Source organism: Coprococcus sp. AF102-57, from assembly GCF_027686195.1.
Taxonomy (GTDB): domain Bacteria; phylum Bacillota; class Clostridia; order Lachnospirales; family Lachnospiraceae; genus Allocoprococcus; species Allocoprococcus comes.
In genome coordinates, this window is the sequence record NZ_JAQCSY010000010.1 from 41,828 (window position 1) to 63,811 (window position 21,984).

At 38.2% G+C, this 21,984-nt stretch carries 19 protein-coding genes; all 19 read right to left on the minus strand.

What is annotated here, in order from left to right; genetic code table 11:
- Nucleotides 1-80: 80 nt before the first annotated feature.
- The 19 genes from PGZ10_RS08280 to PGZ10_RS08370 all read right to left on the minus strand — a co-directional run bounded on the left by PGZ10_RS08280 (nucleotide 81) and on the right by PGZ10_RS08370 (nucleotide 21,863).
- Nucleotides 81-1,070: a Coenzyme F420 hydrogenase/dehydrogenase, beta subunit C-terminal domain gene (locus PGZ10_RS08280; protein ID WP_270358508.1), complete on the minus strand. Its 990-nt coding sequence runs from the start codon at nucleotides 1,068-1,070 to the stop codon at nucleotides 81-83.
- On the minus strand, nucleotides 1,070-2,632 hold the full coding sequence (locus PGZ10_RS08285; RefSeq protein ID WP_182439391.1) for a lipopolysaccharide biosynthesis protein: 1,563 nt from the start codon (nucleotides 2,630-2,632) through the stop codon (nucleotides 1,070-1,072). Before PGZ10_RS08285 ends, PGZ10_RS08280 begins: the two co-directional genes overlap by 1 nt.
- A gap of 1 nt (nucleotide 2,633) precedes the next feature.
- A complete protein-coding gene (locus PGZ10_RS08290) occupies nucleotides 2,634-3,713 on the minus strand; it encodes a polysaccharide pyruvyl transferase family protein (protein ID WP_270541111.1) in 1,080 nt (359 codons plus the stop codon).
- A gap of 58 nt (nucleotides 3,714-3,771) precedes the next feature.
- Nucleotides 3,772-4,890 (minus strand): Coenzyme F420 hydrogenase/dehydrogenase, beta subunit C-terminal domain, encoded by a 1,119-nt coding sequence (locus tag PGZ10_RS08295; protein WP_270541113.1) that lies wholly within the window; start codon nucleotides 4,888-4,890, stop codon nucleotides 3,772-3,774.
- A gap of 13 nt (nucleotides 4,891-4,903) precedes the next feature.
- The gene (locus PGZ10_RS08300) at nucleotides 4,904-5,818 is read right to left on the minus strand and encodes a glycosyltransferase family 2 protein (RefSeq protein ID WP_118618487.1); all 915 of its coding nucleotides are present in this window, start codon (nucleotides 5,816-5,818) and stop codon (nucleotides 4,904-4,906) included.
- Nucleotides 5,815-7,017 (minus strand): O-antigen ligase family protein, encoded by a 1,203-nt coding sequence (locus PGZ10_RS08305; RefSeq protein WP_118618489.1) that lies wholly within the window; start codon nucleotides 7,015-7,017, stop codon nucleotides 5,815-5,817. The genes PGZ10_RS08300 and PGZ10_RS08305 overlap by 4 nt, the downstream gene beginning before the upstream one ends.
- 11 nt (nucleotides 7,018-7,028) lie before the next feature.
- The gene (locus tag PGZ10_RS08310; protein WP_118618491.1) at nucleotides 7,029-8,153 is read right to left on the minus strand and encodes a polysaccharide pyruvyl transferase family protein; all 1,125 of its coding nucleotides are present in this window, start codon (nucleotides 8,151-8,153) and stop codon (nucleotides 7,029-7,031) included.
- Between the two features lie 23 nt (nucleotides 8,154-8,176).
- The gene (locus PGZ10_RS08315) at nucleotides 8,177-9,151 is read right to left on the minus strand and encodes a glycosyltransferase family 2 protein (protein WP_158580411.1); all 975 of its coding nucleotides are present in this window, start codon (nucleotides 9,149-9,151) and stop codon (nucleotides 8,177-8,179) included.
- Between the two features lie 24 nt (nucleotides 9,152-9,175).
- Nucleotides 9,176-10,264, minus strand: coding sequence for a glycosyltransferase (locus PGZ10_RS08320; protein WP_270541114.1), 1,089 nt, complete (start codon nucleotides 10,262-10,264; stop codon nucleotides 9,176-9,178).
- Between the two features lie 42 nt (nucleotides 10,265-10,306).
- Complete coding sequence (locus PGZ10_RS08325; protein ID WP_270541115.1) at nucleotides 10,307-11,206, minus strand: ATP-grasp fold amidoligase family protein; 900 nt, start codon at nucleotides 11,204-11,206, stop codon at nucleotides 10,307-10,309.
- A gap of 16 nt (nucleotides 11,207-11,222) precedes the next feature.
- Nucleotides 11,223-12,467, minus strand: a complete 1,245-nt coding sequence (locus PGZ10_RS08330) for a glycosyltransferase family 4 protein (protein WP_118618499.1) — start codon at nucleotides 12,465-12,467, stop codon at nucleotides 11,223-11,225.
- Between the two features lie 17 nt (nucleotides 12,468-12,484).
- On the minus strand, nucleotides 12,485-13,717 hold the full coding sequence (cps2T, locus tag PGZ10_RS08335) for a beta 1-4 rhamnosyltransferase Cps2T (RefSeq protein ID WP_118618501.1): 1,233 nt from the start codon (nucleotides 13,715-13,717) through the stop codon (nucleotides 12,485-12,487).
- A 19-nt stretch (nucleotides 13,718-13,736) separates the two neighbouring features.
- On the minus strand, nucleotides 13,737-14,345 hold the full coding sequence (gene rfbC / locus PGZ10_RS08340) for a dTDP-4-dehydrorhamnose 3,5-epimerase (protein ID WP_118618503.1): 609 nt from the start codon (nucleotides 14,343-14,345) through the stop codon (nucleotides 13,737-13,739).
- A 19-nt stretch (nucleotides 14,346-14,364) separates the two neighbouring features.
- On the minus strand, nucleotides 14,365-15,279 hold the full coding sequence (rfbD, locus tag PGZ10_RS08345; protein WP_270541116.1) for a dTDP-4-dehydrorhamnose reductase: 915 nt from the start codon (nucleotides 15,277-15,279) through the stop codon (nucleotides 14,365-14,367).
- A gap of 14 nt (nucleotides 15,280-15,293) precedes the next feature.
- Nucleotides 15,294-16,313 carry a dTDP-glucose 4,6-dehydratase gene (gene rfbB / locus PGZ10_RS08350; RefSeq protein WP_118634116.1) on the minus strand — a complete coding sequence of 340 codons (1,020 nt, stop codon included), beginning with the start codon at nucleotides 16,311-16,313 and terminating at the stop codon, nucleotides 15,294-15,296.
- A 28-nt stretch (nucleotides 16,314-16,341) separates the two neighbouring features.
- Nucleotides 16,342-17,238 carry a glucose-1-phosphate thymidylyltransferase RfbA gene (gene rfbA / locus PGZ10_RS08355; RefSeq protein ID WP_118634115.1) on the minus strand — a complete coding sequence of 299 codons (897 nt, stop codon included), beginning with the start codon at nucleotides 17,236-17,238 and terminating at the stop codon, nucleotides 16,342-16,344.
- A gap of 19 nt (nucleotides 17,239-17,257) precedes the next feature.
- Nucleotides 17,258-18,508, minus strand: coding sequence for a nucleotide sugar dehydrogenase (locus tag PGZ10_RS08360; protein WP_270541117.1), 1,251 nt, complete (start codon nucleotides 18,506-18,508; stop codon nucleotides 17,258-17,260).
- A 22-nt stretch (nucleotides 18,509-18,530) separates the two neighbouring features.
- Nucleotides 18,531-19,580: an NAD-dependent epimerase/dehydratase family protein gene (locus PGZ10_RS08365; protein WP_024344867.1), complete on the minus strand. Its 1,050-nt coding sequence runs from the start codon at nucleotides 19,578-19,580 to the stop codon at nucleotides 18,531-18,533.
- A gap of 861 nt (nucleotides 19,581-20,441) precedes the next feature.
- The gene (locus PGZ10_RS08370) at nucleotides 20,442-21,863 is read right to left on the minus strand and encodes a sugar transferase (protein ID WP_270541119.1); all 1,422 of its coding nucleotides are present in this window, start codon (nucleotides 21,861-21,863) and stop codon (nucleotides 20,442-20,444) included.
- Between the last annotated feature and the right edge of the window lie 121 nt (nucleotides 21,864-21,984).

A 21,984-nucleotide genomic window follows, 5' to 3' on the forward strand; every position in this document is an offset into this window, starting at 1 on the left:
CAAGATTGTATTTCTCCCTTTATTTCCTGTCAATCATGTCAAATGTGAAAAGCATCCCATAACAGGAGACGTTTTTTACATTACTGTCCCCCCCCGTTATTTTTACGCAATAATGCTTTTCTTAATATGTTTTTCAGTTTTTGTTTTAGTGGTATTTTTGCGTCTCCTGCATACTTTTTCTCCATTTTAATAAATTCTTTTTTTTCAAGATCTGTAAAGAACTTATTACGCTCTTTTGGTCTTGGAGCCGAAGTTATTTCCGATGGATTATATTTAATTGCTGCATTATAATCCACCTTTTTATAACATAGCTTTTCTTGAATAGTATCAAACAAACTTTGTCCTCTCTGGCTTCTGATAATTACAAGTGACACACCTTTATTATCATTCATTTCTGGTGCAACAAAATTTATTCCCCAGAAATCTGCTAGAGTCAAATCCGCACATCTTACCAGTTTTGCTTCACACTCATAACAAGAAGGTCTTAAACAATAATTTCGCAAAAACATTCTCATGAAAGAATCTTGACTACTAGGAATATATACTTTCTTTTTGTCGTGCTGAATTTCTTCCATTCCAAAATTCTTCCATCCTTGATCCTTACATCGAAAATTCACGCCAATAATTTTTGCATTATTTATAGTCTCCATATGTTCAAGATAATGTCTCCACAATTTTGGAGATGGAACACCGTGACATACCACATCGATGCAATATAGATTCTCATAGTCTTTTCCAAGGTAATTTTTTAGACCGTTATTCTGACATCCTGTACCAGAAAATAATACAATTCTACCACTATTCAAATCGTTTTTGACAGACTTATAGGATTGACCAACCTTAGCTTGAATATACTTAGAGCCACGTAATAGGTGTAACTGCTCGATATTATCAACACGAACAAATTCTGCCCCTTTGCAGTCATCGGTCATCGTAACTCCATATACAATTCCACTGAGGGACAATATTTTTTCTGCGATCAATGAAAATATCGCTCCCGATGAACTTTGTTTACGAATCAAATCATCAAACGCATATGCCGCATATGTATTTAAAATCTTATTTGACATCACTTTTCTCCTAAAATTAGGCCGCTTAACCTAAATTTCCCTTTTGTCATCTTATCAACCAGCTTCACACACTCTTTGAACTCTCTCAAGCGGTGATATAAACCCCAAAACACAACATTTGGAATCAAACAGCTTATGAGTCCTCTTATTACCAATGTTAGCCAAAGATTTGAAAAAGATATGCGATTGCAAATTAAATACGTAATCACACCTACCAATGCTACTCCAGCAACATATCGGCCTAAGTTTATTAAAAATCCGCTTAAATACTTTTTATCAAATACCGTAGTAAAAAGATTATGTAAGAGCCATGGCATACCTACAAACAAGGTTGCAAACACAGTTGAAAGAAGAATACCATAAATCCCCCAAAAATTAACCATAAGAAGATTGAGACAAAGGTTTGTCAGTGCGACAACAAGTGGGCGGAATCTATCTTCATGCCAAATTCCAGAAGCATCTTTATAGGTATTAAAGAGTTTATTTATCTCCTGGATATAGAAGTAAACGCAAAAACATACTACCGCGCCCATGCTAAGCATTAGATCTTTGCCAACCCATAACTCCATAAACGGTTGATATAGATTAAGGAAACAACAAAGGCACATTCCGGATATCCATGAAATTAAAAAAGTAAATTTTTTTAGATCATTGTAGTTTTTCTCTGCGGTTTCCACAATAATACTGTTTCCGATTCCAGCTGTACACGAAGTAAAAACAACAGCTATAAATCCCATAACAGAACTCAAAATGTAAAAATAATTTTGATATATTGCTAATGCTGTCAACCCAAGAAACGCAGAGATGACAATTGTATCAGCCGAGTCGACAACTACGAATCCAATTTTTGATGTAAATAAATCTCTTATCTTGTGATTAATCTGTTGGATTTCATCTTTATCCAGATTTCCTTCAGGATTGTATCTTGAATACATTTTATCTACAACAATCGCTGTGGAAATATTTGTTATTATTTGGGTTGCCAATATAGCAAGAACGTAATAATAATAATTATGAGAAAGTACTAAAATCAATATCTGGATCGCATACTGAAACGTGTTTGTAACAAGTGTTATTTTGCTAACAACATCTACTCTCTGATGCGCTTGAAGGAGACTATTTTTGTAAGCAAATAGCCAATACGAAAGCACTGTTGCAGCTAAATTCATCAAATATAGAATATAAATATTCAAACCACTTGGAACGTCACCACTTATTAACTTTGGAACAAACGGAGTTAAAACAAGACCTACGCCGCCAATAACAAAGCCAATTACTCTATAATATAACCTATAAAGTTTCATCAATGCACAAATTTTTTTTGTATCATCTTCTGCTATGGGCTTATACATGCTGTAAACCATAGCAGATCCAACTCCTAGTTCTGCCAAGTTCAAAACTTGCAACACTGATGTAAACAAGCTATTTAGTCCAAGATATTGAACCCCCATGAAATATATCATGGCAGTACGCATCAAAAACGGAACTGCAATTTGATAAATTTTCAAAATTATTCCAAATAGAATATTTCTACTTGCATTTTTTGTTCTCTCTATCTTCATATTAACCCACGCTATCCCCACAGCTTTGAATCGCTTCATTCAAATATTTTAGGCTGCAGACTTTTTCTTTCTGAATTGCTAATCTAGCATTTGTATAATTAACTTGTAACAACATCTTTTCATCCAATGCAGAAGCTCTTCGATTATTTAAGCCACACATCTCCAGTAACGAAGAGAGCCTTGAGCCCATCTTTTTGCCGCTTCCCTGTCTGTCGTACACAACAAATGGCTTTTCATATATTATTGAAAAAACAGTAGCATGAAAAGAATCTGTCAAAACCATCTTGGCTTTGCTAATAAGGCCAACAAATTCATCTGGCCCTACTGTATAGTAAGGCGTATTATAATCTTGCAAGTTTATTACTGCGCTATCTGTCAATTTAGCATATCGATATATTACTTTTTCTACTTCTCGCGTTCTTCCGCCCAAAAAATAAGTTAAAATATAGTTCTTCCCATTTATTTTTGTTGGCATTTTTTTAATTTTATCCCATTCTGCTCTTTCCAGTAGCATTGTTGGATCAAGTACTTTATGACAAGTGATTCCGATAGTATTTTTAACAATATCAACAGCCTTATCTTCTCTGACTGAAAGTGCCTTAAAATCTATAAGTCCAGCTTTATATTTATCAACCCATTTTTCTGGAATTTTATCAACTCCAAAGCTCGCAGCATATGAAATACGTTTAGTCGGAGAACAAAATCTTAAAAACATTCTGTCATAAGTATATTTTGCCCAATCTGGATTCCATACCTGATCACTTCCAACTATAAAGCAATGATACTCATCATCAGATATGCTATTAAATTCTCCAGCATTGACAGGGAATGTATTTACATACTTTTTGTCAAAGTCTAGAAATTTTTTTAGCCTTCGTATCTTTTTCATCTTATCTGTGAATTTGATGCCATCTTTCTTTATAATCGTCTTAACCGAATTTTTAAGGAGATTAGGTCGGAAATCAACCAATGAAACAACATCATATCCTTGACTCGTAATAATTCTCTCTAATGCATAATTCTGTAACCTATTTCCATAATTATTAAAATCACTCAATGTTACAATGGCTATCTTTTTCATTGGTCACCCCATCCTATTTCTAAAAAATATTACTTTTCAATGATTGAGATACTATAGCTTATACTTTCGTACCCCCCCCATTTTTCAAATGGCTATTTATTCTGTCAAGCTGTTTTAATACCACGACTTTGGGGTGACACATGAAAAAACTCAAATCAAACCTTTTGCCCTTCTGCAGTAAAGTAATAAATTTATCCCTCTTAACAGCTGGCTTCGATGGATGTTTTAACTGATGATTTGATGCTACAGCACTTTCTAAATCAACAGCCTCCAAAGTCATCTTAGACTGTTCCAATAAATCCATTCCTTTTCCTGTCTGACAAAGGATTAACGAGATTCCCTTTTTTTCTTCTTCTTTGATGTCACTTCCCCAAGAATCACCAATACTAATATCTGAAACTCTTTCTAATCTGGCATACTTGCAACAATAGCAATTATCCGTATAATCCATACAGGTTAAAAAAGCATACGTATATAAATCTTGTACACCAACTGGTTCAAGCCTTATACTTTTTCCTTTTAATGCAAAATTCGTTTTACTTCTGAATTCTATATTTTCAATTTGCTTAATATTATATCCCTTTTCATTCAAAAAGCGTTCAAGCAACATAGGCGACGGAGAGCCATGACAAATCAAATCAATCGTGTATAACTTCTCTTCATATCGTTTACCTACAAATCTCTTAACCGCTGCTACTTGACATGGTAGTCCAATAAATAAAGTTTTTTTACCTGACTGCAATAATTGTTTAATTTTTTTATAAATTCCTTTAGGATTACTTTTTACATACTTTGAGCCTGAAAATCTTGCAAGTTTGTCTTTGTCATCCTCAAAGTCAAACACAAATTCACCTTGTGAAAAGCAACAACTGCAGAGAATGCCCCCATTTTCTACAAAACTTCTTGCGATGGCCGCAGCTGCTCCACCTGAAGAACTTTTTTTTCTTATATTTACATCTGATGCCCATCCCTGCTTCCACATTATAGGTTTCGACATATCTACATTATTGTTAACCTGACAAATGTTTCTACATGCATTACAATTAATACACCGTTTTTCATCGATAATAGCATTATATGATTTTATGGAATCTTTAATATTAATTGCATTTTTTGAGCACACTTCCAAACAAGCCATGCATCCTGCACACTGGTCTTTTTCACATACAGTCACCATATTATTTCCCTCTTTAACGTACTGTTCTTGCCTCCAAATATAAATCAATCACCCTTTTATATTGTCTTAAGGATATATGAAATACTGGCAGTTTATGTATACTATCATGAAACATATCCCATAATTCTTTTCTGAATAATGTTACTCCTTCATCCTGCAGTTCTTTTGTCCAAATCAGAAATGACAATGCATATATTGTCTTTTTATAATTCATATAAACCGAGCAAGATGGACAGTTATCTTCAACAATTTTACTTTGTTCTTTTACACCCCAAAGCCACATCTTCAAAATGGAAAAAGATCTTTTCGACGATGCCGAATCAATTCTTTCGAGATAATGATATCCATTGCTTTGAAATACAACAAGTTTTTCTGCTCTGCAATATAACCGACAAAGCATAAGGGCATCTTCGCCTATTTTAAGCTGTTCAAATCTCAACTCATTATAAAGTGCTCTTTTTACCAAAGTGCTCCACAAATAAGCTGTGAGGTTACCCATCAAGTATTCTTGAACAATTTTCTCTCTACTATGTATATATTTTATTTGTTCTTTGTATTGTTTCAATGCAATTGAGATATCTGCATTATATTCCTTTACAGCGTCATACAAATTTTGTATATACTCCGGCTCAATCGAATCATCGCTATCTACCCAAGCTATGAACTCTCCTGATGCCTCAGATAGTCCCTTATTTCTCGCCGATGCCACGCCGCCATTATTCTGATGAAAAACTTTTATTCGGTTATCTTGTAAGGCAAATTTTTCACAAATACTTAAAGATTTATCGTTTGATCCATCATCTACAAGAATAATTTCAAGATTTCTATATGTTTGTCCCACAACACTCGTTATGCAATTTTTAAGGTATTTTTCTGCATTATATAATGGGATAATAACGCTTATCAAATTTTTATCATTTTCCGTCATTCTTCCAATCCCTCCCTGTGCAACTTTCTTTTTGCAAATACTATTCCCCAGTACACAGCCATATAATTGATAACTGTTGACTCAATAAAGAAATAACTGAAAGTTGCAAAAAAGATTGTAACTATCATTGAAAATGAATATATTGCAAGCTGTTCCGTATGCTCTCTAAATTGATAATACCATTCTCTAAAGAGCATTATAATAAATGCTATTAACAGAAATAGGCCAAAATATCCATAATCATGCAATGTTTCTATAAAATCATTATGTGCCTTAATTCTAACATCACTATATATGGTAACCGTTTGAAAAACTGAATTAATACCGTGTCCAAATATTTTTCTCTTTAAATCACTATTTGAAAAACTTGCAAGTACCTTTGCCCAAACAATATTTCGTCCAGATCCACCATCTGAGCTCAATTCGCTAAATCTGCCCAAAACATCAATGCCAAACCTACTCAAGACAAGTACGAGAAACGCTATAACGATCAATCCCAGGATGGTAATTTTAACAATTCGCTCCAATCTCTTTTTAATAGGTTTCTTCGATTTACCATCCGTTAAATAAAAGACTGCGAATCCGATACTGGCCGCCAACATTCCTGTTCGTTTGGTTGTTGCGGCAATAACAATCAATGAACAAAGAATAGGTAAATAGCGACTTTTATACTCTGTTGCCTGTAAAAGTAACGGTACAATTGTCAATACTAAATAGGTAGAAAAAATTACTGACCCATTTAGACCTGCACCAGACAGATGTATACCAATCAGGGGAAATGATAATCCTATAAGAATTGCATACAAAAAATACAGCATCTTCTTATTGACTGGAAATTCACCATAGTACAATACCGAATAATAGCTTGCAGCGCAAATCGGAATCCACATCAAGGTTTGAGATATCAGAGTGTGATATATTTCCTGATAATTCATTCTTGCAGTTATTATAGGGAAAACAAAAAGTAATAATAACACGACACCAAGACCTAGTGGCATTTTTAAATATCTATGCAACTTGAATACGGCAATAATAAATATTGCCAAAATCATTGTTGCTGTGCCTATAATATACCTCTTCTCTAGGAAGCTTGAATCCATACCACTTATATAATACAACATTGTCATTGAATGATATACTGTTATCATTATCAGTAACAATGTAACCATTACCTTTTTAGGTGAAACTTTCCAACTCACTTTATATTCTCCTAAATATTACTTTTTAGATACTCCAATGTATTTTTTCTATTTACCGCAATAATTTCATTTACTGATTTATAATCAATCTTGGAATTCAAGATAAAATCCAAATCACTAATTTCTTTTATTTCTCGATCATTTAAGTTAAATGTACTCAACAAATCATTTAACTTTTCATAGTTCCCATATTTTTCACCATTACCTTTTCTTATCAATGTTCCAAACTGTTTATTGTATTTAATCGAAAATACAGTTCCATGGAAGGTATCTGTCACAACATACGCTGCATTCTTAATAATTGATAGTACTTCAAATGGCTTAGGATAAATTGACACATCACAAAATGAATGCTCTCCACCTATAGCAATCAACTTCAATCCATTCTTCTTTGCAAAGCGTTTAATTTCCTTTCCTTCTTGTTTAGTTATTCTGCTACTGTAAGCATAGACCACCATATACCTTTCAAATGGCATGTAACAAGTGCAAGATGTAACTTCTTTTGTGTAATCATATATCAATACAGGATCCAAATGCTTCTGAGGCATTTTACCCATTAATTCTTTTACAATAGCCTCACTATTTTTATCTCTTACTGAAATCGCTGTGAATTTTTTCAACAATTCAGCAATTTCATCTTGAACATCAAAACGTTTTAATTCTTTGATTCCTGTATTTCCAAATGATGCTGCATAACTTATAATTTTTTTTGCCCTTGAATCTTTTCCAAATAACTCCATCGAGCATCCTACATCCGGATTTGATTGGACACAATTGAACACCTCATCACTACCTATTACTAAGACATCTGTATCAGGGCGTTCTCTTCGTTCATCAGACACACCAATAATTTGAAGATATTTACCAGAGTAATTCTGATAGAACTGTTTATGTTGATCAAAAGGAATCTTATATGCAAAACACTTAATTGCATTCATTAACCGAAATGCCTTATCTTTTATATAGGTATCTTTACCTTGCTCTACTTTTTGTGGCTGTATTAAACAGGGTTGTACTCTATAATCTGCAAAATCAACCTGATGCCCTAACGTTTCAATTGTTTTTTTTAGAGCATATGCCTGTAGAAAAGAACCATAGTTAGCAATTCTCTGCATTGACATTATTGAAACTCTCATTTTCACTCTCCTAATTATATCAGTTATCGATTCAAAAAAATTCTATTGATTTCCACCACTAATGCCGGAACTTTCTCAAACAATCTATAAAACAGTTTATGTCCAGCCCCAATTTCAGAAGAGTCCAAATAGTGTTTTATATCTTCATGATATTGAAAGAGCAGATCATTTTTTACTTGTTTGTATTTATCTATACTATTTTTATTTTTTAGCACTTCTGAAAAAGTACTAATGTAAGTTTTAAAGTGTGAATTCACAGCACAATCAAATAGATATTTTTCGCCATTATTAGAAAAAAAATCACAAGCTTCTCTCGTAGCTTCCACTATTGACAAATTTTTCATATTAAATGTTGAAGACATTATGCTATTTTCTCTCTGTCGATAAAAATAGCCAACATAATCCACATATACTATTCTCTCCGCATAGTACAGTAATTTATAAGTTGTAAAAGTATCTTCATGTATTTTTCCTACAGGGTACAGAATCTCATTATTCTTAAACAAACTTGTTTTGTATAATTTTCCCCACGCAACAAACTCCATTCCATGACAAATTGGATGGTAAATTTTTTCGATACACTCCTTATTACTGAAGATATTACAAATGCTTTCTTCTCTTTCCGTCCCCATATCGTCATAGACATTGCTATAGTCACAGATACTTACGAAAGCCTTACCGTCTTCTATTGCTTTTACGAGTGTTTCAATGTAGTGGATGCCGACATAATCATCTGAATCAATAAATGTAATATAAGTACCTTTGGCAATCTGAATTCCAGCGTTTCTAGCATCTGACAGTCCACCATTCTTTTTATGAATGACAACTATTCTATCATCTGTTTCCTTTAATTCATCGCATATTTCAGGACAGGCATCTGGTGATCCATCATCCACTAATATAATTTCAATATCCCTATAGGTCTGTTGAAGTAAACTATCAACACATTTTCTTAAATATTTCTCCACCCTATATATAGGAACAACGACTGATACCATATGTTCTCCCCTCCCGCACATTTTCTATATTAAAAGCAGTTGAGTATCCAAATTCTTTGAAAAAATTTTTATATCGAAATCTTCAGCTCGTCTTATTGCACTTCTTCTTATTTCACTAAATATTTCTTGATCTTTACACATAAAAATTTTTGTTAATGCATCACAAAGTTCTTGATTTGAATATACTAAAATTCCACTTATGTTATTTTCAATAATTTCAGGAATTCCACCTCTTCCTGCACACACACACACAAGTCCTGCCGCCATAGCTTCAATAATTGTTATTCCAAATCCCTCTTCGTAAGCAGGCATATGCACAAAAATATCATGTTTTTCCAAAATTTCTGGGATATCGTCTCTTGTACCTAAAAATCGAACTCTTCTCGTTAGTCCTAATTTCTTCGTATATTCTTCCAAGTTATTGCGATATTCTCCCTCTCCAACAATATCAAAACTCCAATTATCAATTTTTTCTGAAAGTTTTGACAAAGCAAGCAATATATTTTGTACACCCTTCTCTTTTACAAGTCTTCCAACATATAAAAGTCTAATTGGATTATGCATTTCGCAGTTATAATTGGATTTAAATCTGCTTAAATCTACCCCATTGTGTACAACACAAATTTTATTCTTCTGTAATCCAAAACACTCTATCAGGCTAGATCTTACAGCCGATGAAATTGCAATTACCTTCTCACTATTTACAAATGAATTAACAATTATCTTATCTTTAATTGAAAGCTTTCCAGATCCAGAAAGCATATCTTCTGCTTCACAGTGTGCATATGCTACAATCTTCAAATAAGCGTTCTTCAGTTTAAGCCCCCAAGCAAATAAATACAAAATCGGGGAAGCGTGATGAACAACTATTACCTCTATTGAATACAGTTTTATTTGCTTATTAAGATTCTTCCATACTCCTATCGCTTTTTTTGAACTATAGTTAAGCTCTATAACCGTATGACCACTTTTCTTCATTTTCACTGCATTCACTGAATCTACGCCCTTTAAGAAAGCAAACACATTCTTATTGTTTGAATAATTAGCATAGTCTCGACACAAACTCTCTATTCCACCAGCTTCTCCTTTAACAAGCAAATGTAACACATTCATTGCTACTCTCCTTTAGCCTCATTGATACAAATACGCTTTAACTTAATCCAAATCAATCCATGATCCCATTATATTATTCCACTCATCGGGTTTTACCTCCGTAAAACCACTGCAATGATAAAATGTTAGTTCACCAACGTAAATTTGATTATTAATCAAATAGAAATCTACTCGCAAATGAGGACATCCTTTTGACAATATTCCAGCAAGAGATTTCATTTTTTCAAACATCACAGGTTTTTCTGGTACAACATCTGCATTTGGATCACGCATCCTTATCGGAAGATGTTCAAAATTCATGTTAAAGAAGTCTGTTCTTGGATCTTCAGATTTGTCTTTTCCAACATACACTATTTTAGGTTGACCATCAAAACAGAAGAATTTATAATCTGTAAGACATTCCTCTTTTTCTTTTGAATTCGAATCAACCATATATTTTTCTGCAATAATTCTCGGTTTTACTGCTTTATATGGATACTCTCTTCCTACCAAAAAGTAATTTCTTTTTAGTGAAGCTTCAATTTTTTTCTTTGCCTTGGCTTTATCTAATGTTCTCTTATCTTTACAAATAACAAGACCTCCTGAATCATGCGTACACTTCAAAACAAACTGATTTGGCAATTTGTCAAAGTCAATTTCGTCAAAAGTATCCCAAACACCGAGCGTAGGGATAATAAATTCGTCTCCAATTTTTTCTGTGATCCAATTCTTTGCTTCATATTTGTCTACCATTTTGCTGTATTCCGGATTCTGATTATGCAATTTTAGCCATTGAAGTTTTTCATTGAATGTTACTGGTTTCTCTAGATTAAGTTTTTTCCCTGTATTTGCCCAATACATCAATTTTAGATATTTTTCATCGCTTATAAAACTGAGTTTGCCCTTCATCCCTAATGAAAAAATGATTTTCTTAGGATTCTTAAGTGCCTCTTTAAAATCCATATATTCCACCTCAATATTACTTTCCTTCTAGTATTCTTACAACGCTGTTCATGTGTTTCTCTACAGCATAATCTTTTTCAACTTTACACCTTGCATTTATTCCCAGTGTCATACTTAGTGTAGGTTCATCTATAAATTTTCTCAATTTATCTGAGAAATCTTTACTGTTTTTCATTTCAAATAACAAGCCGGTTTTGTTATCTTCAACTATCTCAGCCAGGCTGCCAATCCTAGAAGCTACCACAGGTTTACCATAAGCATACGCTTCAATAACTGTGTTTGGCATGTTTTCATACCATATCGCAGGACACACAATACAAGTTGAATGAGATATCAACTCCCGTAATTCTTTACCATGTTTAAATCCAGTAAAAACTATTTTCTCTTCTAATTTGTTCTCTTTAATATAATTCCAAATTTTTTGATCTTCCTCCGAATCAGATATTTGACCTGTTATTTTCAAAACATAATCTGTATCTCTCAAATATTTCATAGCTTCAATTGCATAGATAGTTCCCTTTTGATGTGCCATTCGACCTAGAAACAGAAAGTATTTGTCATCTTCATAGCACGGTGTAATTGACGTTGCATCAATAAATGTCGGAACACAGGTAATTTTATCTTTTGAAATTCCACCTTCAATCAACTTATTTTTACTGAATTCACATGTACAAATATATTGGTCAACATCATCAAATACCTTAGTAGCTGCATACAACTTCATTGCCATTACTCTCAAGAGTGTACCTGCTTTTGAGCCCTTTACGCATTTATGTTCAATTGCCTTTCTGTAATCTCCGTGTAAGCAGGCTTCACATATTTCATTTGCACATAAGAAATCATATTTAGGACAAAACATAAAGAAGTCAGATATTCTATGTACAACTCGGACTCCTTCTTTTTTTGCTGCACGAATGATTGATGGTGAAAGATGATTTACTTCATGGAGAATATAAACAGCATCTGGCTTAGTGTCACGAATTAAACGTCTAAGGCGTTTTTCCGCATCGTAGTTCCAGACTGTGGCCCTTACCATTCCAACCAAATTTCCCAGAGATTTTTTTGTATCTGCATACATCAGCTGATTTGAACGCGGCTTTGCGAAATATTGGCTGTACGGAGTTTTTTCATTTTGGGGATTATTAACAGAAAATGGAATCACTTCAATTCCCATTTTTTCTGCTGCATCCATAAATTTAAACATATATTTTTCTGGTCCACCGGCTATAAAATAGCGGTAGTTTGCTATAATAATCCTCATACTTTTCTCCCAACATATTATTTTACAAACACATTTTCATACTGCCCACAAATTTTATCCCACGTGTACTCTTCTGCCACACGCTTCTTGGCTCTTCGGCCCATCTCTGCAATTTCATCTGTACTCATCTGATCAGCCTTATCAATGAGCTTTGCAAGGCTCCCCGGCTTACGGCTCCAATAAAGCGCACAATCTTCTGCGACTTCTTTATTAAAACCAACATCAACCAGCAGGTTCAGATCTGTACTACCAAGAGCTTCAATCAGGGACGGATTCGTACCACCGACCGTATGTCCGTGGAAATAAGCATAGGCGTTCTCTCGAATCTTCTTCAGCAACTCCTGATCATAAACAGTGCCAACAAATTTGATTCTCTTATCGCTCTTGAAATGAAGTTTTTCTTCAAGCTCACTTAGGAACTTCTCATTCACATTTGTGATAATAGCAAAATCCTTTTTGCTCTTGCTTTTCATGAACTCTCGAATCATAACTTCAAAAGAGTTCTCCGGTACAAAACGACCGACGACAAGGTAATAGTCCTTTTTCGTCAGTCCTTTTTCTTTATACCAGTTCACCAGCTTCTCATCGTCATCAGCTAACTTACTAAGGGTCAGATCTGCGCCATACGCAATAAATGTGGTCTTCGGATTTCTGCCCTTGATGCCTTTGCCGTCATAGCACTCGTGGATATACTTCTCGATATTCACTGAGTCACAGATAGCAAGGTCACAGTATTTAACCATCATCTGCTCAGAAATCTTCCAGTATTTCCGGATCGGCGCAGACCATTTTGCTCTCATCCATTCGTGGCCGTCCGGATTCAAGTACACAGTACCACCAAGCTTATGGATTTCTTTATAGAAATGACCAGCAAAAGGTCCGATACGGCAAGCCATAATATAAACGATTGGATGCTTAATCCGATGTTCCTTTATGTACTTGCAGCAAGCTTTCAATGCTGCAACATCATAATAAATTGCCTGTGCAGGTCCAATCTGAGGAATATCTATCTTGAAACAATGTGCATTGTGGAATTCAAACTCATGATCATTGATTCTGGTCGCACCATCCACTTTTGTTTCATCCATGCAGCCGTCACCGTTAGCCTTACACGCCACATGATATTTAATATTTTTCTTGTTCTGGTGGTACTCTGTGAGCTTATAAACAAAAGTCTCGTATCCGCCATATGCACCTAAGCTCTTAGCTCCTACCAGAAATACGTGTTGTACTTCGTTTTCCCGCTGCATTCTTCCTACCCCTGTGTTCTTAAAATTTAAAAGTATCTTTCAGTCCCAGCCACTTCTGATCCTTCTCGCTCAAGTTCAGTGCAGTGCCATCTTCCAGCGTATAGCCCTCTGCGCTTGCACTGCCCTTGTACTCACCTTTCAGCTCCGGCCACTCAATGCCGATCTCCGGATCGTTCCAAGCCATGCCGCCTTCATCATTCGGATGCCAGAAGTCATTGACCTTATAGCAGAACTCAGCCTCGTCACTTAGAACAAGGAAGCCATGTGCAAAGCCCTCTGGGATGAGAAACTGCTTCTTGTTCTCAGCAGACAGGGTAACGCCATACCACTTGCCATAGGTTTCAGAATTGCTTCTGAGGTCAACAGCAACATCGAACACCGTACCACGCACGGCGCGCACCAGCTTGCACTGCGGATACTGCTTCTGGAAGTGCAGACCACGCAGCACACCCTTTGTGGACATAGACTGGTTATCCTGTACGAAGTGGATGTCGATGCCAGCCTCCTTCATATCTTTTTCATTGTAAGTTTCCATGAAATAGCCACGGGCATCACCATGAACAGCAGGTTCAATAACACAAAGTCCCTCAATGCCACCTACATTTTTCTCAACTTTAATCTGTCCCAACTTTTCTCTATCTCCTCTATTACTGCTCGATTTCTTTCAGGTAACGGCTCAGTGCATCCTGCCAGGTCGGAAGCGGAGTGAAGCCAGCTTCCACAAGCTTGATCTTATCCAAGCGACTGTTAAACGGACGAGCGGCCTTGCTCAGACCATACTCTGCCGTGGTCACCGGCAGGACTTCCGTTTTATAACCAGCCTGACGGTAGATTTCTTTCGTAAAATCATACCAACTGATATAACCGCCCTCATTGGTCGCATGGTAATAGCCGTACTTTTCAGTCTCATTCATATCGGCGAGCAGTCGAGCCAAATCGTATGTATACGTCGGTGTACCGATCTGGTCATTGACCACACGAACAGTGTCGTGAGTCTTGCCGACATTCAGCATAGTCTTAATGAAATTCTTACCATTTAGGCCAAACACCCAAGCAATGCGGACAATAAAATACTTTTCCAGAGTCTGGCTAACTGCCAGTTCACCTTCCAACTTCGTCTGACCGTACACATTCAAAGGCTTGTAATCCTTGCAGTCCGGCTGCCACGGCTCAGTACCCTGACCATCAAATACGTAATCCGTGCTGATGTAGGTCATCTTGCAATCCAGCTTCTTGCAAACATCTGCAATATTCTGAGTACCGCCAGCATTGATTGCTCTAACCTTTACTACTTTATCGTCATCCTCTGCCATATCCACAGCAGTCCATGCTGCACAGTGGATCACAGCATCCGGATTTACTTCTGTAATTACTTTTTCAACGGCATCCTTATCAGTAATATCCAGAACCATATACGGTGCTTTCGTTACCGCAGAACCATCTGCCACGCCGCTGTAGTTTTCCTGAATATCAGAACCGACACCCTCATGACCGCGCTTCAACAGCTCGTTCATTACATCATGACCCAACTGACCACCAACGCCTGTTACAAAAAACTTCATCTTCATTCCCTCTATTAACGGTTGCTGTACATTTTCTCGTAGTAGTTCTGATACTCACCGCTGATGATGGTCTCCCACCACTCACGGTTATCGAGATACCACTGGATGGTCTTCTTAATGCCGTCCTCGAACTTTGTCTCCGGCAGCCAGCCCAGCTCATTATGGATCTTGGTTGGGTCGATGGCATAACGCATATCATGGCCCTTACGGTCGCCAACATGGGTAATCAGGCTCTCCGGCTTGCCCAGTTCCTTGCAGATGATCTTCACGATCTCAATATTCTGCTTTTCGTTATGGCCACCGACATTGTAAACTTCACCAACGCGACCATTGTGAATAATCAGATCAATAGCCTTGCAGTGATCTTCAACATACAGCCAGTCACGGACATTCAGACCCTCGCCGTAAACAGGCAGTGGCTTGTCAGCCAGAGCATTAGCAATCATCAGCGGAATCAGCTTCTCCGGGAAGTGATACGGACCATAGTTGTTGGAGCAACGAGAAATGGTCACAGGCAGACCATAGGTACGATGGTAAGCCAGAACTAACAGGTCAGCGGCAGCCTTGGAGCTGCTGTACGGAGAGCTGGTGTGAATAGGAGTCTCCTCAGTAAAGAACAGGTCAGGACGATCCAGCGGCAAGTCGCCATAAACCTCATCGGTAGAAACCTGATGATAACGCTGGATACCGTACTTGCGGCAAGCATCCATCAGAACACTGGTACCGATGATATTGGTCTGGAGAAAGACACCCGGATCTTCGATAGAACGGTCAACATGAGACTCTGCCGCAAAGTTAACCACAATATCCGGATGTTCTTCTTCAAACAGTTTGTCCACTGCTTCGCGGTCGCAGATATCTGCCTTCACAAAGCGGAAATTCGGGTTGTCCATAACAGGTGCCAGCGTGGACAAATTGCCTGCATAAGTCAGCTTGTCCAAGCAGATAATCCGGTAATCCGGATACTTCTTCAGCATGTGGAACACAAAGTTACTACCAATAAAACCAGCACCACCGGTAACAATAATATTCATGATCTATTCTCCTCTACACTTTCCCTTTTTAATACAGATGTTCCTGATACTTGCCGTCCATGACGTCCTTCAGATACTGTCCATACTGGTTCTTCTTCATGACCTCATAGACTTCCATCAGCTCATTCTTGCTGATCCAACCATTCAGGTATGCGATTTCCTCCAGGCAGGCAATCTTACGATGCTGATGCTGCTCTACAGTCTTTACGAAATTAGTGGCATCCACCAGACTCTCGTGTGTTCCAGTATCCAGCCAAGTGAAGCCCTGACCTAATAACTCAACATTCAAAGAATCATCCTCAAGATAGATGCGGTTCAGGTCAGTGATTTCCAATTCGCCACGCGCAGAAGGTTTCAGGTTTTTAGCAAATTCGACCACACGGTTATCATAGAAGTACAGGCCAGTCACGCAGTAGTTGCTCTTCGGATGTACTGGCTTTTCCTCAATAGAAATAGCCTTACCGTTCTTATCGAACTCAACGATGCCGAAACGCTCTGGATCGTCCACGTAGTAGCCAAATACTGTTGCACCCCTGCCACTCTCAGCGTTTTCTACTGCAGCAGTCAATCTTTTCTTTAATCCGTGGCCCGCAAAAATGTTGTCGCCCAGAACCATCGCCACAGAATCATTGCCAATAAAATCAGCACCAATGATAAAGGCCTGTGCCAGTCCATCCGGAGAGGGCTGAACAGCATAGGTCAGATTCACACCAAACTGGTGTCCATCACCCAGCAGGTTCTCAAAGCGAGGAGTATCCTGTGGTGTGGAAATAATCAAAATGTCACGGATGCCAGCGTTCATCAGAACTGACATCGGGTAATAAATCATCGGTTTATCAAAAATGGGTAGGAGTTGTTTGCTCGTAACTTTCGTTAATGGATACAGACGAGTGCCCGATCCACCTGCTAAAATAATGCCTTTCATTCTGTATCCCTCGTCTATCTTAATCTCTCTGGAAAATATCTCTCGTGTAAACTTTTTCTTTTACATCATCCAAGCACTTATCATAACGGTTTGCGATAATGGCCTGACTCTGCTTTTTAAACTCATCCAGGTCATTAACAACCTTGCTACCAAAGAAAGTATCGCCATCTTTCAGCGTCGGCTCATAGATAATCACAGTTGCACCCTTTGCCTTGATGCGCTTCATGACACCCTGGATAGAACTCTGGCGGAAGTTGTCACTGTTACTCTTCATGGTTAAGCGATATACACCGACCACGGTCTCTTTTTCTTTGCTTTCATCCCAGCTGTCATTTGCTTCATAAGCACCAGCAATCTCCAGAATACGGTCAGCGATGAAATCTTTTCTTGTTCTATTGCTCTCAACAATTGCTTCGATCAGGTTTTCCGGCACATCTGCGTAGTTTGCCAGCAGCTGCTTGGTATCTTTCGGCAGGCAGTAGCCACCGTAGCCGAAGGACGGGTTGTTGTAATGAGTGCCAATACGAGGATCAAGGCAGACACCGTTGATAATTTGCTGTGTGTTCAGCCCCTTCATCTCTGCATAGGTATCCAATTCGTTGAAATAGCTAACACGCAGTGCCAGATAGGTGTTGGCGAACAGCTTAACTGCCTCTGCTTCGGTGAAGCCCATAAACAAGGTATCGATATTTTCCTTAATTGCGCCTTCCTGCAGGAGTTCTGCAAAGGTGTGTGCCGCCTTTACCAGACGAGCATTATCCACATCAGTACCAACAATGATACGGGAAGGATAAAGATTATCGTACAGAGCCTTGCTCTCACGCAGAAACTCCGGGCTGAAAATGATATTGTCGCAATGGAACTTCTCACGCACGGAAGCCGTATAGCCAACCGGAATTGTAGACTTAATGACCATAATGGCTTCCGGATTGTACTCAATGACCAGCTTGATGACTGCTTCCACAGCACTGGTGTCAAAGAAATTCTTCTTGCTATCGTAATTTGTAGGAGCAGCGATCACTACAAAATCAGCGTCACTATACGCTTCCTTGGCATCCAGAGTTGCGGTCAAATCCAGCTCTTTTTCTGCCAGATACTTTTCAATGTACTCGTCCTGAATCGGAGACTTCTTGTTATTAATCAGTTCTACTTTCTCAGGAATGATATCTACTGCCGTCACCTTGTAGTGCTGAGACAGCAGTGTAGCAATGGAAAGACCAACATAACCAGTACCTGCCACAGCAATCTTTAAATCCTTAAACTCTCTCATTTTTCTAACCCTCTATTTTTCCTTATTTATAAAACTCAGCGTACCACTCAGCGAAGTTCCTCAAACCAGTTCTCAGGCTGGTGCTCGGCTTGTACCCGAAGTCACGCTCCAGTGCGCTAGTATCTGCATAGGTGACAGGGACATCACCCGGCTGCATCGGAACCAGTTCCTTGTGAGCTTCAAAATCGTAATCTTCCGGCAAAACTTTCGCTCTTACTAACTCCTCACTCAGAATCTGCACGAAGTCCAGCAGGTTCTCAGGGTTCTGATTACCGATGTTGTAAACAGCATACGGCGGAATCGGCAGACCATCCTCACCATTCTTCTTGTCCGGTGCTTTCTTCATCACACGGACAACGCCCTCAACGATGTCATCCACATAAGTAAAGTCACGCTTGCAGTTGCCGTAGTTGAAGATCTTGATGGTTTCGCCCTTCACCAGCTTGTTGGTAAAGCCGAAGTAAGCCATGTCAGGACGACCTGCTGGACCGTACACGGTAAAGAAACGCAGACCGGTGGAAGGAATGTTGTACAATTTAGAATAGGCATGAGCCATCAACTCATTGGATTTCTTGGTAGCTGCATAAAGGGAAACCGGATTGTCAACCTTATCATCCGTGCTGTACGGAACCTTCTTGTTGGAACCGTAGACGGAGGAAGATGAAGCATACACCAGATGCTCCAGACTCTCGCAATGGCGGCAGGCTTCAAGGATATTGAAAAAGCCGACCAAGTTAGATTCCACATAAGCATCCGGGTTGGTGATGGAGTAACGCACACCAGCCTGTGCTGCAAGGTTGACGACCACAGACGGCTTGTACTTCTCGAACAGCTCAGTGATCAGTTCCTTATCAGCGATATTGCCTTTGACAAAAGTAAATGTGGGATACTTGGCCAGCTCATTCAGACGGAACTCTTTGAGTGCCACGTCGTAGTAAGCATTCATGTTGTCGATGCCGATGACCGTAGCAGAAGGAGCCTCCTGATAAATTCGTTTCACAAGGTTAGAACCGATGAAACCGGCCGCACCTGTGACTAAAATTGTTTTATTATCTAAAGTAACTGTGCTCATATGTATTCCTCCATTTTTGTTAACTACCAAATCTATGTACACATCTGCTCTTCACAGATAGTATTTCTCTCTAATTTCCGCTATGTGATAACCACACTCGGCTAAGTGTTTTCTTATACTGTCATATCCAACCACCCCAGCAATCATATTTCCCTTGTTTTCTACTCCATAAAACATCCGTTGAGTACACTCGTCTCTATTCCTCTATAACCGAAGTGATGATTTATACAGTCGAGCCCCGTATACCCTGCAATGACGTTTTTTCTAAGTGTTGGATTGTTGAATCGAACCCTGTCGGCGCATGAGTTTTGTTAAAACCGCACATATCATTCAATCTAATTCTTACTATTCATTGTTCATTATGAGCAAATCATTCACTCTCACCGCACAAAACATGTATTTATCATCACCATACATGCTCTACTCAACAGCTGTTTTATGAAGTAGAAATCATCTGTTTTTCTCTATTTTTCATGACTCAACAAACCGTTATGATGTAGGTGTCATTAGCGGGTCAGATAGTGTACTCAACAGCAGTTTCAGACATTAATGATAAACTCATGGATTTTTGTTGTTTTCTCCTGTTTTCCGCCATTTCTATGATTCTTCTGAAAAAGTCGTGTCAATTTTGTGCCACAGGGGTTAAAAGTTCAACGTTTTGTATAAATATCTGTCATTTTCAGTTCATATAGCTGTGAAATATAACCAATTTCAGTGCCCCGTATAGTATGCAAAACAGGTTCTTTTCGACTATGTTACGTCGCTTCTGTTTGTTGAGTAGACATTTCTGCACTCTACATACTTAAAAGAAGTAGCCTTTTCAGCATTTCGTATGCTTTTTATTGACCTTTTACAACAATCCTACTTCGATCCGACCTTCCCAAGCACAACTGCCACGGTCTTAAACAGAATCTTAATATCCAACCCCGGACTCCACTTTTTAATATACTCGGTATCCAGTCTTACAACTTCTTCAAAGTCTGTGATATTACTTCTTCCGCTGACCTGCCACATACCGGTAAGTCCCGGCTTGAATGCCAGTCTGGAGCGATGATGCATCTCATATTTCTCCCACTCGTCCACTGTTGGCGGTCTGGTTCCCACAAGGCTCATGTCACCTATGAGTACATTCCAGAACTGTGGAAATTCATCCAGAGAGTAATCACGGATAAAATTACCGATTCCCTTGATGATACGTGGATCATTATCCATCTTGAACATCATACCATCTTTGATATCGTTCTGCGCCATCAGCTCTTTCTTCCGCTCTTCTGCATCCATATACATGCTTCGGAATTTGTAAATGTTGAATTTTTTGCCATTTTTTCCGATTCGCACCTGCTTGAAGAAGATCGGTCCCGGTGACTTAATATAAATGATTGGTGCTACAAAGATAAAAAGGATACCTGTCAGTAGCATTCCAACCAGTCCTCCGCAGATATCCATCGTCCTTTTGAAGATCAGCTGACCGGCGCTTACCATATTGATGCTGGTCGAAAGCACCGTATATCCTTCCAGCTTTTCCACAATCTGGTTGGAAGAATCATCCGCAACTCTTGCCAGCTTGATATGTACGGTAATTCCCATGATACCGAAATTTTTGATCAGTTTATCCGGAAGCGCAAGCTCTGTCGGAATGCTGAAAAGTGCTTCATCCACCCAGTTCAACTGTGCAAAATCTTCAATCGCACTCTCGCCACAAAATACCGGGAATCCATGATAATTTGGAATTTCATTTTCTTTTGCATCAATAATTCCAATTCCCATTACATGAAACTCACTGTAGGGATTGCCAGTAAATGCCTCCACAATTTCTCTATAATTCTTTTTTCCACCGATCAGAAGGATCGCTCTTTTCCCTGATGCAGGGCCTCTGTGCTTGGAAAGCCATTTTTTCAACAAAATCCTTCCTATATATAATACGCAGATCGATATGATTGGGAATGCAAATGTGACAACTCGTGAGTAATTGCTTGACTCTTTCATTGCAAATAAATAGACAATCACACACACGGTCACGATGATCGCGTGCTTTGCGACTGCCTTAGCCTCCAACCAGTACCCTCTTCTTAAGATGCCCCTGTAACTTCCCATCATCAGTCCCACAATCAGATTGATCGCCGCTATCGCAAAAAACACATTCCGGTAAAGCGGTGCTTCTCTGTAATATGCAGTCCCATGACGTAACCACTGAGCAAGTAAATAAGATACTTCCAACAATATTAAATCTAACAAAATAAAATCCCAGTGTTTTAGCCAACTGGAAGTTTTCTTTCTGTACATAAGTGAACCCAACCCTCTTAAACATTACTTTCGTAATTCGTCTTCTCTAACATTTATAACATATTTCGTATAAAAGGTAAAGCAATCTCCATGTACAATTCTCTTTTTTGACATTTTATCG

Excerpts from the sequence above, each read along its gene's own strand:
- PGZ10_RS08280 (WP_270358508.1), bottom strand. The coding sequence starts at position 1,070 with ATGTCAAATAAGATTTTAAATACATATGCGGCATATGCGTTTGATGAT.
- PGZ10_RS08285 (WP_182439391.1), bottom strand. The coding sequence starts at position 2,632 with ATGAAGATAGAGAGAACAAAAAATGCAAGTAGAAATATTCTATTTGGA.
- PGZ10_RS08290 (WP_270541111.1), bottom strand. The coding sequence starts at position 3,713 with ATGAAAAAGATAGCCATTGTAACATTGAGTGATTTTAATAATTATGGA.
- PGZ10_RS08295 (WP_270541113.1), bottom strand. The coding sequence starts at position 4,890 with ATGGTGACTGTATGTGAAAAAGACCAGTGTGCAGGATGCATGGCTTGT.
- PGZ10_RS08300 (WP_118618487.1), bottom strand. The coding sequence starts at position 5,818 with ATGACGGAAAATGATAAAAATTTGATAAGCGTTATTATCCCATTATAT.
- PGZ10_RS08310 (WP_118618491.1), bottom strand. The coding sequence starts at position 8,153 with ATGAGAGTTTCAATAATGTCAATGCAGAGAATTGCTAACTATGGTTCT.
- PGZ10_RS08315 (WP_158580411.1), bottom strand. The coding sequence starts at position 9,151 with ATGGTATCAGTCGTTGTTCCTATATATAGGGTGGAGAAATATTTAAGA.
- PGZ10_RS08320 (WP_270541114.1), bottom strand. The coding sequence starts at position 10,264 with ATGAATGTGTTACATTTGCTTGTTAAAGGAGAAGCTGGTGGAATAGAG.
- PGZ10_RS08325 (WP_270541115.1), bottom strand. The coding sequence starts at position 11,206 with ATGGATTTTAAAGAGGCACTTAAGAATCCTAAGAAAATCATTTTTTCA.
- PGZ10_RS08330 (WP_118618499.1), bottom strand. The coding sequence starts at position 12,467 with ATGAGGATTATTATAGCAAACTACCGCTATTTTATAGCCGGTGGACCA.
- cps2T (WP_118618501.1), bottom strand. The coding sequence starts at position 13,717 with ATGCAGCGGGAAAACGAAGTACAACACGTATTTCTGGTAGGAGCTAAG.
- rfbD (WP_270541116.1), bottom strand. The coding sequence starts at position 15,279 with ATGAAGTTTTTTGTAACAGGCGTTGGTGGTCAGTTGGGTCATGATGTA.
- rfbB (WP_118634116.1), bottom strand. The coding sequence starts at position 16,313 with ATGAATATTATTGTTACCGGTGGTGCTGGTTTTATTGGTAGTAACTTT.
- rfbA (WP_118634115.1), bottom strand. The coding sequence starts at position 17,238 with ATGAAAGGCATTATTTTAGCAGGTGGATCGGGCACTCGTCTGTATCCA.
- PGZ10_RS08360 (WP_270541117.1), bottom strand. The coding sequence starts at position 18,508 with ATGAGAGAGTTTAAGGATTTAAAGATTGCTGTGGCAGGTACTGGTTAT.
- PGZ10_RS08365 (WP_024344867.1), bottom strand. The coding sequence starts at position 19,580 with ATGAGCACAGTTACTTTAGATAATAAAACAATTTTAGTCACAGGTGCG.
- PGZ10_RS08370 (WP_270541119.1), bottom strand. The coding sequence starts at position 21,863 with ATGTACAGAAAGAAAACTTCCAGTTGGCTAAAACACTGGGATTTTATT.